Raw genomic sequence first — 13,151 nt, 5'->3', positions numbered from 1 at the left:
TAGGTACCGGCACCTGAGAAGGAGGCCGGTATGCGGGTGGTCAAGCACACCGTCGGCGGTATCGTCCGCCGTGCGGTCCTGGTCGACGACGACGGTCACGAGATCGTGCCGGCGTCCCGATTCCTGTCACATCTGGCCGATTCGGGCTACAGCCCGAACACGCTGTGCGCGTATGCCTATGACCTGCGCCGATTGTTCATGTTCTGCGACGAGCGGACCATCGTGTGGACGGACTTCCGCCCCTCGACGGCTCTGGAATTCCTGGGCTATCTGCGCCGGATCCCCAGCCGCGCCTCCGCTCAGCGCCTGGGACTGGCGATCACCGTCGAGGAGGGTCGGCGACTCTCCTCGACGACCGTCGCCCGAATCCTGGCGGCCACCTCCAGCTTCTACGAGTGGGCGATCGCCGCCGAGCTGTACAGCGGTGCGGAGAACCCCCTCCAGAAGCGCGACGACCCCGCCTTGGCGAAGGTCCTCGACCGGCACCGCCCTTTCACCGGAGACGCGAGCCGGCAGCGGCCGGTGCGCCGCGCGGTGCGAGTACGGTTGCCGATCCGACTGCCCCGACCACTGAGCAGCGAGGACATCGAGTCGCTGCTGACGAGCATGACCTCGCGGCGTGACCTGGCGATCTTCCTGCTGATGCTCGACGGCGGACTGCGACCCGGCGAGGTGCTGTGCCTGCGGCTGGCGGACATCGCCTACGGGCGGCGACGGGTGACGATCCGCAAGCGCGACGACCACCCGCGTGGGGCGCGGGCGAAGGCGCGCCGAGAGCGGGTGGTCGACCTGCACGAGCCGCGCACCCTCGACGCGGTCAGCGACTATGTGCTGCACGAGCGACCGACCGCCGCGGTCAGCGAGTTCGTGTTCCTGGTCGGCGGTTCCGGTCGCCGCCGGCTCGACCCGCTGAGCTATCAGGCACTCGCGCGCGGGTTCGCCCGCCGCCTGGACCGGCTCGGTATCCGGTCCCCGGGCAAGACGCCGCACGCGTTGCGCCACACGCACGCGACGGCGATGTGGGAGTCCGGGATGAGAGAGCTTGCCCTGCAACGACGTCTGGGTCATGCATCCCCGGAATCGATCCGCGTCTACACCCAAGTCTCCGACGAGCAGGTGCTCGCCGAGTACGACGCGGCCCTCGGGAATCGGCCGTGACCGCGGCCGCCGCCAATGAGGGTCCATTCGAGACCCCCGTGGTGGTCGACCATGTGGACCGGACGACCTACCGCGCCTGGTTGTGGCGGCACGTCACCCCCGGCGCCCGGTATTCGCGGCTGTACAACTACGACGATTTCGTCGCCCGCTGGCCGAGGCTGACCGACTGGTTCGCCGCCCCGCTCGCGCAGCGCACGTTCGACGCCGACAGGCCGGTGCCGGGGCAGCATCCGCACGGCGGGGCCAGCGTGATCATGCCGTACCTGTCGTATCTGTCGCTGGTGCATGGCGTCGGACTCGACTACGAGGTGCTGTTTGCCCGCACGTTCGCCAGCCCCTTCACTGATTCCGCCGCGCCGACCGGGCTGGGGGTCGGCCTGGGTCTCTTCGAGCGGCACGTGAGCCGGCTCGAACAACTCGGCTACACCGCGGCCAGCGCAAGGACCGACCTGAAGGCCGCGGTGGGGCGCCTGCTCCTGCACCGCGGCGACCCCGATCTCGCGGCAATCACCATGGCAGATATCGACGAGATACGGCGTGCGGCCGATACCTTCACCGAACGGCTGCGTCACGAACCGATCCGCGAGTTCTACGGCCGCTCCCGTGGCAAGCGTCTTCCGGCAGATCCGGTCGAGTCGTTCCGCCGCACGGTCGCCAAACGGATCAACGCGACCCACCTGCTGTTGTTCACCATCGGGCAGGTCGACATGGCGCCGCCGGGTCGGGTCGACGCCGGTTCCTGGACCTCCCGGCTCGCCCCGGACGGGACACAGCCCCGGATGCGTGCGGTCATCGAGCGCTATCTGGGGCTGCACTTGGAGGCGAATCTCGGGCGGGAGCAATCGGTCCGCCACTTCCGTGACGCGTTGCGACGCCTGGTGCTGTGGTTGCGCGAGGAGCATCCGGAGGTCACCAGCTTTGAGCAGCTGACCCGCGAGCACGCCGAGCAGTTTCTGCGGTGGCTCGGTGAGCAGACCGGCCAGCAGACCGGGCTGCCGTTGGCGCTGAGTACCCGTCGTTCGATCGTGACCCTGCTGGCCCGGTTCGTTTCCGAGACTGCATCGTGGGGCTGGGACGACGTGCCCGGGCGGGTGCTGTTCACCCGCGGGGACATCCCCAAGATCGCCAAGACCGTGCCCCGGTTCATCCCCGACCACGAGCTTGTTGCCCTGATGGACGCGGTCGAGCAGTTGACCGACCCGTACCAGCGGGCCGCGCTGATCGTCGCCCGCTGGTCCGGCGCCCGCCGCGACGAGATCCGCCGGCTCGAGGTCAACTGTCTCGACACCTACCCAGACGGGCATCCGCGGCTGCGGATCCCAGTCGGCAAGGGATACACCGAACGCTCGATCCCCCTGCATCCCGACGCGGCCGCGGTCCTGCGGCCGCTGATCGAGCTCGCCCGCGCCCGCGGCGCGCGCGGCCTCTACGATCCCAGCGCCGACAGGGCCGTCGAGCACGTGTTCACCGTGCGCGGCAAGCTGCTGTCGAAGGGATTCCTGTTCGACCTCTCACTCAAGGCCGCGTGCACCGCCGCAGGGCTGCTCGACTCGCGGGGCCGGCCCACCGTCAGCGCGCACCGGTTCCGGCACACCATCGGCACCCAGCTGGCCGAGGGCGGCGCCCGGCTCCAGACGATCATGGCGGTGCTCGGGCACCGCACTCCGCACATGTCGCTGATCTACGCGTCCCTGTCGGATCCGATCGTCAAACAGCAGTACCAGGATGCACTCGACCGGAAGCTCGACGGGGTGAGCCTGGCCGGGCCAGCGGCACAGGCGATGCGCGAGCACCGCCTGGACCCGCAGGCCGTGTCGTGGTTGCAGACGAACTTCCTCAAGACAGAACTCGAACTCGGCCACTGCCTGCGCCTGCCCGCCGAAGGCCCCTGCGAATGCGACCTGGTGCTGACCTGCTCAAAATTCCTGACCACCAGCGACTACGCGCCCCGGCTGCGTCAGCGCCTCGCCACCGAACACACCCTGATCGCCGACGCCGCAACCCGCGGCTGGGACCGAGAGGTCGAACGCCACCAACGCACAGCCGACCGCCTCACCTCGCTCCTGAAAGACCTCGGCGAGGAGCCGGACGCCTGCATCCACCATGGCGGTCCGATCGCAGGTCTGTGACTCGCGGCGAGATGTGGAGGTGTCTCGAATGGCCAGATGGCAGTTCTGGTGCGCAATGTCGCCGCTGCGCGAACCGTCAGCGCCCACCGCATCGCGAGGCAACGACGTATGAAGCTATGGTCCCGGGTATGGGTGGGATTCTCTATGAAGACAGGACTGTGCGTCTCGACGACCGAGGCGTGACGATTCGACACTTCTACTTTCCGTTCGTGAGCAGGTTCCTGCCCTACGAGCGAATCGAGTACGTGCACACCGCCGCACTCCCCGACATCGGAGGTCGGTGGAGAATCTGGGGCACGGGCGATTTCAGCCACTGGTACAGCCTCGACCTACTGCGACCGAGGAAGCACACCGCAATCGTGTTGGAGATCTGGGGCTACGGGACGCCGGCCTTCACTCCCAGAGACCCGGACACGGTTGCCTCGATCATCTCGGCAGCGCTCACCAGAACGCGGTAGCGACGCCCAAACGAGACACAGTGCGAGCACGAGGTCGCCGAGCTTGACGGCTGCCCGAGCCGGCTCCGCCACCGCTCGAACTGAAAGGGACGAGCGGTCCGCGAGTCACACCGGACTGTGTCGGAAAACCATCGTTTGTCGACAAGCTCGGCCGAAAATCGTTGCCCCAGGCCGCAGTTGTCGAATACCCGTGTCGAGAATCAACGTCGGATAACCCCGCCCTCGGATATTGTCGACGGATGTTGATCGGCTACGCCCGCGTCTCGACCGGGGACCAGAACCCGGACCATCAGATCGACGCACTGCGCCGGGCCGGCGTCGCCCCCGCGAACATCCACGTCGATCACGCCTCCGGCGCGAAGGCGTCTCGACCGAAGCTGGACCTGGTGCTCAAGTTGCTGCGCGACGGCGACCAGCTCGCGATCACTCGTCTCGACCGGTTGGGGCGCTCGGTGCTGCACCTGATCGGCCTCGGCGCCGAGCTGCGAGAGAAGGGCGTGGGGCTCAAGGTGCTCGAGCAGGGCATCGACACCGCCACCGCCGAGGGACGCGCCATGTTCGGGATGCTCTCGGTGCTCGCCGAGCTCCAACGTGAGTTGATCGTGGCCAACACCCGAGACGGGCTCGCCGCCGCCCGGGCCCGCGGCCGCAAGGGCGGGCGGCCCTCGAAGCTCACCACTGAGCAGGTCGAGCACGCCCAACGTCTGTATGACGCCGGCGGGCACACCGTTGCCCAGATCGCAGGGCTCCTCGGCGTGCGCCGCACCACCCTCTACGGGCACCTGAGCAAGTCCGCCGCTGCACCAGCGGATCCCGCGACGTCGTCGCCCGCCGACCTTGGCGTGAACACACTCGAACACCCCGCGCCGGCGCGAAGTACTCCGCGTGCCTGCCCGAGTTGCGAAAACGAGCCAACCACCCGCGCCGAGGCCGCCCATCAACGCGCCGACCTGGCCGTGTCCTGACTGTATCGCGATCCCAGCGCCGCAGTCGGGATTGTCGCTCGAAACCACTGCCGCAGTTGCCAACCCGATGAACCGGCCGTCGACATCGCCTGCGCAGTCTGCGAAGACGGCCCCATCCTCGCTGGAGAACTCGCCGCTGGCACCGGCAGTAGCAATCTCCTGTCGCCGCCAGTCCAACAGTGGCTCACCGCCGCCGGGTGGCGAACGGATCCGGCGCTACTTTGCCCCGACCACGCATGATCCGCCGGTGACATCCAATTCCGTCGACGCTTGACAGCCGTCGCGTCGCCGAATTGGCGGCTTCCTTCCACGGCGTTCGATGCTGCGCCATACTGGAACACGTTCTAGTTTGGCAGAAGTGACGCCGACCGTTCTCACCAAATCAGAGGAGCTCCATGGCCTACTTCGAATGCAGAGAAGACGGATACCAACCACTCCCGTTCTCCCAAAGTCAGTGGTCCCCGGACTCGATCAACGGATCGGCCCTGGCGGGATTGACCGCTCATGCGGTGGAGTCGGACTGCAGCGCACCCGGGTATCGCCCAGCGAAGTTCACCCTGGACATCTTCCGGCAGCCGACGTTTGCTCCTTTGCAGACCGACACCACGGTGGTCCGGGAGGGCCGCAGCATCCGCATCGCCGACGTGGTCGTACGACAGGGAGATCGTGCCGTAGCGCGAGCGTCCATGGTGTCGATCCGACCGACACAAGATCCGCCGGGTTCACGGTGGCACCCAGACAGCGAGTCGATGACCCCGCCCGAGCCACTCATCGAGTCGCTGCCCAATCCCGGCATTCTCTGGGGCAGCGACGAGCACCCGGACCGGTGGAGCTTCGCCATGCCCGAACACCAGAACGCCGGCAGGAAGCGCCTGTGGTTCGACCAACCGCAGGTCATCTCCGGCATGGACAACACCCCATTCGTTCGTGCCGCCATGGTCGGCGAACTGACCAACACCCTGACCAGTTGGAGCGATCGCGGAATCGGCTTCATCAACCACGACGTGACGATTCTCCTGTCGCGACTGCCGATCAGTCCGGTTGTCGGGATCGAGGCAGACAACCACATCGCCGACAGCGGTATCGCTGCCGGAGCGGCGTCGATGTGGGATCGACACGGTCGGTTCGGGATCAGTCTGGTCGGCTCGGTCGCCCACATGGCCGGCAGCCTGAATTCAGCGAGCGGCCCCGATCAATGGGCAGAATCCGATCGTTCCTACCAACCCGATTTCGACTCAACTCACTAGCCTCCACAGTCCCGGTGGACGCAAAGCGCCAGATCTCGGGACTGCCCCGTGTTCAGCTGACGGGGCAGTCCCCTGGTTGCGGCGGTTAGTGTTCCGCCAGGAGACCACCTGACTAGAGTGCGCACGAATGGTTGCGTCCAACAGGATGGTTCGTACTACCCGCACCCGGCAGCTCTGTTGTATTCGGCTTGCGGAGACAGAGTTGTCCACATAATCGAGCGCAGCCTTATCCGAGAGCGAACCGTCGCCGGCCTTGCTGTCGCCCGCGAGAGGGGCCGCGTTGGCGGCCGCCCCACCGCGCTCAGCCCAGCAAAGAAGCGCCTTGCCAAGAAGATGCGCGCAGAGGGCACCCCGATGGCGGAGATTGCCGAAGTGCTTGAAGTAGCCCGGAGCACGCTCTACCGGCACATCGGGTGAGCGCGCGCGAGCGGCGAGCTGTGTAAAACTCGGATAGTCCCCGCGAATCCCCGTTGCCGTGGACGTACCTCCCCGGGCTTCCGTTTTGCGTGCGGCTCGGGGAGGTTCAGATTTGCCGCAGCGACAGGTCACCGATTGACGTCGAGTACCTGCGACAGCGGCGGGCAGACGACGGCGCCACAGAGGTAGGCGATCGCGGCGACACCTACCAGGTACGGGAGCAGCGAGGCGGCTGCGGTCGCACCGGTCAACCATGCGGTGGTGGGCAGAGCCAGCAGGAAGGTCGCGGCCGCGACGCAGAGCGCGAACAGTTGCCGCCACACCCAGGAGCGAGGGTGGGTCTCGCGGGCGATGATGATCGCGGCCTGGGCGCCGGCGAGCGCGCACACCCCGAGTAGCGCGCCTGCGACGGCCGCGAACACCAGGGCGATCGGCAGCACGGCGAGGTCGCCGCGCACCAGCACCGCTGCAGTGGGGATCGCGGCCGCGACTGGGATGGCCATGAGCCATCCGCGCCAGGTCATAGGTGCACCGGGCGCAGCAGCTCCGGGGTGTTGTTGCGCGGGCTGTTGACGGCCGTGCTGACCTCATACGGTTCGAGATGTGGCTCGGGGATGGAGTTGAGCAGCGCGTCGACGTCGTCGCGGTCGGTCGGGTTGGGGTCGAGCCAGTGTTCCTGGAACTCGGCAGGCAGGATCACGGGGGAGCGGTCGTGGATGTGCCCGGTCGCATCGGTGGCGGCCCGGGTGAGCACGGTACATGTCCACAGCCGGCGACCCGGATCATCCTCGGGCAGTTCGGGGTCCGGCCACAGCTCGTAGAGGCCGGCCATCGCGATCACCCCGTCGGCATGCAGGAAGTACGGGATCTTCTTGCCCTCCTCGCCCTTCATCCACTCGTAGTAGCCATCAGCCGGGATGATGCACCGACGGCGGGCGGCGGCCGCCTTGAAGGCAGGCTTCTGGGTGATGGTCTCGGACCGGGCGTTGATCATCCGGGACCCGATCGTCGGATCCTTAGCCCACGAGGGCACTAGGCCCCACTTCACTGTGCTGTTGAGCTGCCGGATCGGGGTCGCGTCGGGATCCTCGAGCGGGGCACGGTCGAGCACGACGTTCACCCGCTGCGTCGGCGCGACGTTGTACGACGCCAGCAGCTCCTCGCCGACCGCCTCGGTGGCATCGAAGGTCGAGAGCAGGTCCCGTCGGGTGCTGGTGCTCGCATACCGTCAACACACGTTCGGATCTCCCATCATCGCCAGGTATACCGCGGACGATAGTCATGCCGACACTAAGCCTCGCCGATTCACGCGCGATCGCCGTGTGTCGGCCGGTCACGGCACACTGACGGCGTGCAGACCCCGACCCCTGTGACCCCGCTCGATCCGGCTGGCACCATCACTGCCCTCAGCGCCACCAGTCACGCGCTCGATGACCTGTCTACGCTGCCGGCCGCGGCGGGTCTGTACGCGTGGTGGGCAGCTCCCGAGGTGTTCCCTCAGCTTCCCGGCCCCGCGCACCCCACCAGCGCCGGCGAGCGGCTGCTCTACGTCGGTCTTGCCACGAACCTGCGGCGGCGGATCAACAGCAATCACCTGCGCCGCAGTGGATCCTCCACCCTGCGGCGCACCCTTGCCGGGCTGCTGCTCGACACCGAGGGCTACCGGACGCGGCGCACTGACCGCGTCGTACTCGTCGATGAGGACGAGATCCGCCTGACAACGTGGATGCACGCCAATCTGCGGGTGTCGTGGTGCCTGCACCCGACGCCGTCCGCGGTCGAGGCAGCCGTAATCGGCCAGTGGGCGCCGCCGCTCAACGTGTCCCACGCCAGCGGCCCCGCCCGCGTCATCATCGAGACTGCACGCGCCGCCTACACCGCCAGCGCCTGACCATCCGACAGGTGCGCCTGCAACCGGCGCCTCCATTGAGTGCCGCTGTGATGCCTTGCGCTCCATGGCGTTACGGGTGGCGAGGAGTTTGTTGATGTGGCTGATTCCCCAGGTTGCTAGACCTGTAGGGGTGGGGAATCCTGCGGCGTTGAGTTCCTTGCAAATACCCCGAAGCGACAGCCCTGATTCCTGCAGTTCGATGGCTAGATCGAGAACATGGTCGGGGCACAGTGGCGGGCGGCCGCGAGGATCCCGGCGGCTCACTTCTCACCGCCGCGGCCGCCGCCAGGGAACATCGAACGAAGGGTTGCGAGAAGGTCCTTCACGATGGGGAGGGCGCGTTCGGCGCGATCCCGATCCGACGAGAGTGCGGTCGCGACTGCGTACACAGCGAGGAGGGCGTTCTCGTCAAGATCGCCATCGCCCAGCGTGCCGGTATCGACCCGTGCCACGAGATCGACCGTGCCCGCCGCGAGGGAGTGCCATGGATCCGGATCGCCGCCGCCGCGGGTACGAGTGTCGAGCGCGTACGCCGGCGACAGGGAACCATCGCCGGGACGTCGCGGGTCACTGAGCAGCAGCTCGCCATCTGGTAGAGCTACCCCGACCTGGCGCCGCCGTCTCGCCAAGCGCACAATCGCATGTATGTTCGAACTATTCGAGGCCTGTCGGGAGTTGTAGCCACGGACGCCCGCGATCCAGCGATTCAGCCCGCCGCGGCCGGTGCTCGTCGACATCGACCGGGCACTCTCGCTCGCCCGAGGCGCACATAGGCCTGACCGGATTAACCTGCGGACACGGGCCGCGGGACTTCGCCTCGAAGGGCTCATGCCAGCCAGTCAGCACGCATGGATCCAGCTCACTGACGCGCAATGGCTGGCCGTCATCACGCTGCGAGCGGCGAGCGGCACGGGGCGCAACGCGCTGACTCTTGCCCTCGTCGTCACCGCTGACTCAATCGCGGTGGCACCCGCGGTCCGAGAATGAACGAGAAATCGGTTCACCACCCCCCAATCCGAGGTTGCCCGGACGCATCCGGCAATCCTTCTGAGACGACGAAGTGCTTAGATTTGGGTGACCTGCGTGAATTTCCCAGTCTTGGCAGAAGCGGTCTTTCCAGGAGCGCCAGCCACGCCTGTCGAACCGGCTTTACCTGCAGGGGAAGGATCGCCCGCGCTTGTTACTGCATGGCTGAAATCGCTATAATCACCATTCTCACCTTGCGCCCCTGCGTCTCCTCCGCCCCCGCCCGGCCCAGCATCGCCGGACCCTCCCCCCTTTGAGATGAATATATTCATTCCACTGCTTTGGTCGCTGACATAGAACACCAAGAGGTCGCCAGGGATCCCGCCGTTTCCGCCGTTTCCGCCGTTTCCGCCGTTTGCACCGTCTCCGCCCTTTCCCCCATAGCCGCTGGGCTCGCAGTCTCTTCCAAATCCGCCCTTACCACCTGCTCCGCCAGCGCCACCCTTACCGCCAGCGCCACCATTTCCCCCCTTTCCTCCTGAAGTATCGACCTCCCACCCGCTGCCGAGCACTTCGACATGAATCTCGAATGTCTTTCCAGGGTCGCCGTCGCCACCATTTCCGCCTGGACCCCCATTTCCGCCGGGGCCCCCGTCGCCTCCACGCCCAGAACCTTCGTCATTAGAGAAGAGGGAGGTGCATACTGCATCCGCGCCGTTTGACCCGACAGCACCCACTGTCCCATTCGTTCCGGGCGCTCCGTTGGTTCCATCCGCGCCACGCTGGTCTATCCCGCCCATTTCTTTTTCCTTTCTAGAATTGTCGGCGCCTATCTCCATCCTTGTGTAACTACTTCTGCGCGTCGGCGTATCTCGTCTACAGAGAGCCTATTGGTCCATCCTTCTACTGGGCCTGGTCGAGGAGTACTGCCCGAAATGTCCCGCGCAATCAGGTCGTAGTGCAATTTCAGGTTGGGTCTATCGTCGACCCCACTGATTCTTCCGCAAGTGAGAAAGAAGTGCGTGCCCTGAGGTATGATCCAACCAGACCAGTGGAAGAGGATGTGAAATGCTTTAAGGGAAAAGATATCCCTTTTGACATAGAGCAACCCGCGAATGTCCAGGGTGAGTCCACCGAAATCGGCCACGTTGATTAGCATTTGTCGATCGCCTACTGGTGACATTAGCTCCGCAGTCCTTTTGGCGACCATATCCGCGAGTGCACGACTGTGCCCTACCCGTTCGAGATGTGCAGTGGTCAGGTGTATCACCTCCTGGGTGATGGCTGCCCTGGGGGAAATCGCATTAATTCCTTGTATTGGATGGTCGGATACCCACTGACCCGATGGCAGCTCCATTAATCCGGGAAATGATATGTGCTGCGCAATCTCTTTTGCATCGTTGAGGTCTCTGAGTGAAACTGTGGGAGGTATTAATCCAGCGTCTTTCATTTCTTCTAGGGATGACAATCTTCGTTGAACAATGAATGGGGCGGCCGGGGAGTCTGGACTGGTAGAGATGACCGTTGGGGTGGGGCCCTCTGCTACCACAAACGATTCTTTACACATTGTTGATTCGCTTTTATCCATCGTTGCTTCCTATTGCACTCGAAGGATTGTCTACCGGAATGGATCGAGCATGCGCCCCGAGGCTGCGCAACTGCGATTCGCTGAAAAAAATACTAGTTGGTTTGATTTGCCTCCTGGAGGGCTGCGTTTGAGTGTGCAAGTCGGGTCGACGCCTCGGATCCTCCTGCTGCACTTTCAGCGTGTTCTTCCTGCGGCCGTGAGTCATGAGTAATCGACTACTCGAGTACCCGCTTCGATCTTGGGGCTTGGGCATGCCTGGCCAGAATCGAACCATTTCGGCGGCGAATCGGCAGCCTCGGTACCCCGTGCCCGACCTGGCGGGGTCTGTCGGCCGAAACCGTTGGCCGAAATCCCCTCTGTCCGAACCTTCGGTTGGACGATTTCGGCCAGGCGACGGGAGTCGATGTCGCGTGCCCGTCAGGCAACCTGATCCGGTCCACGCTAAGCCGCTCCGAGCATGGCAGCTACAGCTCGGGACCTACATCGCGGCCGGGCGGGTCGAGTTCAGGGCCTGAGGTTGCCGGTCCGTTTACGGACTCGCTGGTGCGGGTGACCTTGCCGAGCCGCTTGGGGAATGCCGCGCTGGCCGCGCGCAGTCCGCCGAGGACTGCGGAGTCGACGCTAGATGTATTCGCCTCACTCGCCGCGGAGTTGTCTGGTGCCTGCCACGTCAGTTGCAGGTCGCTCCCGGGGCCCGTTCGTGGCGTTCGATGTGGTCGGCGCCGCGGTCGACTGCTTTGGTCCGGTACAGGTCGTACCGGGTGACCGAGGGGGATTCCTCGCTGAATTCGCAGGCGTTGACCTCGGTGACGGACTTTTCGTGCAGCGGCTTGCCGTCGTGTTCCCGGAGGTCGGTGAACAGGCCGTCGACGGCGGCGCGAGGTATCCATCGGCCTCCCATCTGTGCGCCGGGGTTGGCTGGTTCGGCTGCTGCCGCCAGGAATCCTTGACGCCATCGGGAGACGATGCGCTCGGCCGCGACTTCCTGCGGCGCTTCCACGTCCACGATCTGGATGCTGTAGCCGGCCGCCGTCAGTCGGCCGACGAGTTCCTCGGCCCACGGCTTCCATGCCATCGTGCCGTCGATGATCAGGTTGTCTCCGCGGCTGATCGCTTCTCGTGCGGCGACGGCGAATAGCTCAGTCGATTCGCGGTGACGAGTGCGGAGAGCTCGTTCGGGTAGAAGTAGCTCTGATCGGCGGGCATCCGCAGGTGCTCGGGCAGCATCTCCTGGAGTGAGCCGTCGGTGATGGCGGCCTCGAGGAGGTAGCCCTTGAACACGTCGGAATCGAGTTCACGCTAGTGGTTTCGGTCGCTGCCGTCGAACAGATGCTCGTGCGTCGAAGACTTACCAGCGCCTGGTGGACCGGCGAGCAAATACCCCGAACGGTCCAGCCGGACGTCGGGCTGGGATGCGCGCCAGCGGTGCAGGATCTCGGTTGTAGCCGCCGCCGAGCGGGGGTCGGGACCAGTTCCCGGTCGACCTTCTGGAAGTACCGGCGATCGTTGATCGTCGCGTGCGGTGCGTCCGGGGTCAGGGGGCCGTCTTCTTCTGAAAGCGAGGCGAGCCAGGCGCGGCGGGCCTCGATCTGCTCTGGAGTCGCCACGGGTCAGTCGGCCAGGGCGTCGAGCACGGCGTCGTAGTCCTCATCCGCGAGGAGACCCTCGTCGAGGGCGCGGCCAACCTGGTTGTTGAACCCGCCCTCCTTGATCGGTGGGACGTCATTGGCGTAGGGGAAGGGGTTGGGAGCGCCCGGCTTCTCGTATGCCCACTCGATCAGCTCGCGACGGACGGTGGCGCTGTCGATCTCCCCCGCGGCATACCGCGCGGCGATCTCGTACGCGGTCCCACCGTGCGTGCCAGGCCGCACGTCCGGGGCCTCAAAGCGCGCACGCTTGAGGAGGTCGCTGATCGTTGGCTGGCTCACGTTCTCGACCTCAGCCAGAGCAACCTGGGTCAGCCCCGACTCGTAGAGCTGGCGCAGGTGCCGCAGGTAGTTGATCCGCGCCACCTTCTCGCGGGCCTTGTCGCGCGCGAGCTCGCGGTAGAGCTGCTGCTGATCGCGGTCCATATCCATGATGAAGTCGCTTTCTCCCCCTTACTTCATAGGGAAGCCTATATCGGTAGGTAAGACGGGTAAAGCGAGGACTGGCGGCGGGTTTAGCTTCGTCATGACGGAGGAGTCCGACCCGGTTGGTGGTTCGGACCTCATTGCGTTCGTGCTCCGTGTCCAACAGGCCGGTGAACTGCTGAGGGTGAAAAGAGCGGCAGCTGATCAGACCCCGTAGGCGTCGTGGTTGTGAGTGACCGCCGGTGCGGGCTGCGAGTGGG

Annotated in this window: 12 protein-coding genes and 2 pseudogenes; 8 read left to right on the top strand and 6 right to left on the bottom strand. The window is 65.6% G+C overall.

Translation table 11 applies throughout. The features are described 5' to 3' along the window. Nucleotides 1-30 precede the first annotated feature (30 nt). The 7 genes and pseudogenes from FCG67_RS01335 to FCG67_RS25295 all read left to right on the top strand — a co-directional run bounded on the left by FCG67_RS01335 (nucleotide 31) and on the right by FCG67_RS25295 (nucleotide 6,374). Nucleotides 31-1,158, top strand: coding sequence for a tyrosine-type recombinase/integrase (locus FCG67_RS01335; RefSeq protein ID WP_136906448.1), 1,128 nt, complete (start codon nucleotides 31-33; stop codon nucleotides 1,156-1,158). Further along, the gene (locus FCG67_RS01330) at nucleotides 1,155-3,287 is read left to right on the top strand and encodes a tyrosine-type recombinase/integrase (RefSeq protein WP_246044724.1); all 2,133 of its coding nucleotides are present in this window, start codon (nucleotides 1,155-1,157) and stop codon (nucleotides 3,285-3,287) included. The genes FCG67_RS01335 and FCG67_RS01330 overlap by 4 nt, the downstream gene beginning before the upstream one ends. A gap of 209 nt (nucleotides 3,288-3,496) precedes the next feature. Continuing rightward, entirely contained in the window at nucleotides 3,497-3,745 is a 249-nt protein-coding gene (locus tag FCG67_RS01325) for a hypothetical protein (RefSeq protein ID WP_246044722.1), read from the top strand. Nucleotides 3,746-3,984: 239 nt separating this feature from the next. Beyond that, the gene (locus tag FCG67_RS01320; RefSeq protein ID WP_246044721.1) at nucleotides 3,985-4,710 is read left to right on the top strand and encodes a recombinase family protein; all 726 of its coding nucleotides are present in this window, start codon (nucleotides 3,985-3,987) and stop codon (nucleotides 4,708-4,710) included. A gap of 395 nt (nucleotides 4,711-5,105) precedes the next feature. Beyond that, nucleotides 5,106-5,390 (top strand): annotated as a pseudogene (locus tag FCG67_RS25665) (acyl-CoA thioesterase domain-containing protein); the annotation flags it as partial. Nucleotides 5,391-5,459: 69 nt separating this feature from the next. Beyond that, nucleotides 5,460-5,957, top strand: a complete 498-nt coding sequence (locus FCG67_RS25620; RefSeq protein ID WP_342775436.1) for a hypothetical protein — start codon at nucleotides 5,460-5,462, stop codon at nucleotides 5,955-5,957. A 117-nt stretch (nucleotides 5,958-6,074) separates the two neighbouring features. After that, nucleotides 6,075-6,374: a helix-turn-helix domain-containing protein gene (locus FCG67_RS25295; RefSeq protein WP_342775435.1), complete on the top strand. Its 300-nt coding sequence runs from the start codon at nucleotides 6,075-6,077 to the stop codon at nucleotides 6,372-6,374. Between the two features lie 128 nt (nucleotides 6,375-6,502). On the opposite strand, the gene FCG67_RS01305 is transcribed toward FCG67_RS25295, so the two are convergent. Continuing rightward, nucleotides 6,503-6,877 carry a hypothetical protein gene (locus tag FCG67_RS01305; RefSeq protein WP_136906443.1) on the bottom strand — a complete coding sequence of 125 codons (375 nt, stop codon included), beginning with the start codon at nucleotides 6,875-6,877 and terminating at the stop codon, nucleotides 6,503-6,505. 17 nt (nucleotides 6,878-6,894) lie between these two features. Further along, nucleotides 6,895-7,602, bottom strand: a pseudogene (locus FCG67_RS01300) (SOS response-associated peptidase); the annotation flags it as partial. A gap of 123 nt (nucleotides 7,603-7,725) precedes the next feature. On the opposite strand from FCG67_RS01300, the gene FCG67_RS01295 reads away from it, so the two are divergent. Further along, a complete protein-coding gene (locus tag FCG67_RS01295; RefSeq protein WP_211243083.1) occupies nucleotides 7,726-8,265 on the top strand; it encodes a GIY-YIG nuclease family protein in 540 nt (179 codons plus the stop codon). Nucleotides 8,266-8,525: 260 nt separating this feature from the next. Here FCG67_RS01295 and FCG67_RS01285 read toward each other — a convergent pair whose 3' ends face one another. The 4 genes from FCG67_RS01285 to FCG67_RS01265 form a co-directional block, all read right to left on the bottom strand. Further along, nucleotides 8,526-9,002, bottom strand: a complete 477-nt coding sequence (locus FCG67_RS01285) for a hypothetical protein (RefSeq protein WP_136906441.1) — start codon at nucleotides 9,000-9,002, stop codon at nucleotides 8,526-8,528. Between the two features lie 2,487 nt (nucleotides 9,003-11,489). Then, nucleotides 11,490-11,930 carry a zeta toxin family protein gene (locus FCG67_RS01275; protein ID WP_342775448.1) on the bottom strand — a complete coding sequence of 147 codons (441 nt, stop codon included), beginning with the start codon at nucleotides 11,928-11,930 and terminating at the stop codon, nucleotides 11,490-11,492. After that, nucleotides 11,909-12,100: a hypothetical protein gene (locus FCG67_RS01270; protein ID WP_136906437.1), complete on the bottom strand. Its 192-nt coding sequence runs from the start codon at nucleotides 12,098-12,100 to the stop codon at nucleotides 11,909-11,911. The genes FCG67_RS01275 and FCG67_RS01270 overlap by 22 nt, the downstream gene beginning before the upstream one ends. A 329-nt stretch (nucleotides 12,101-12,429) precedes the next feature. After that, nucleotides 12,430-12,897: a hypothetical protein gene (locus FCG67_RS01265; protein ID WP_136906435.1), complete on the bottom strand. Its 468-nt coding sequence runs from the start codon at nucleotides 12,895-12,897 to the stop codon at nucleotides 12,430-12,432. Between the last annotated feature and the right edge of the window lie 254 nt (nucleotides 12,898-13,151).

The organism is Rhodococcus oryzae, assembly GCF_005049235.1.
GTDB lineage: Bacteria > Actinomycetota > Actinomycetes > Mycobacteriales > Mycobacteriaceae > Rhodococcus_G > Rhodococcus_G oryzae.
This window is presented reverse-complemented; position numbering and strand designations above follow the sequence as displayed.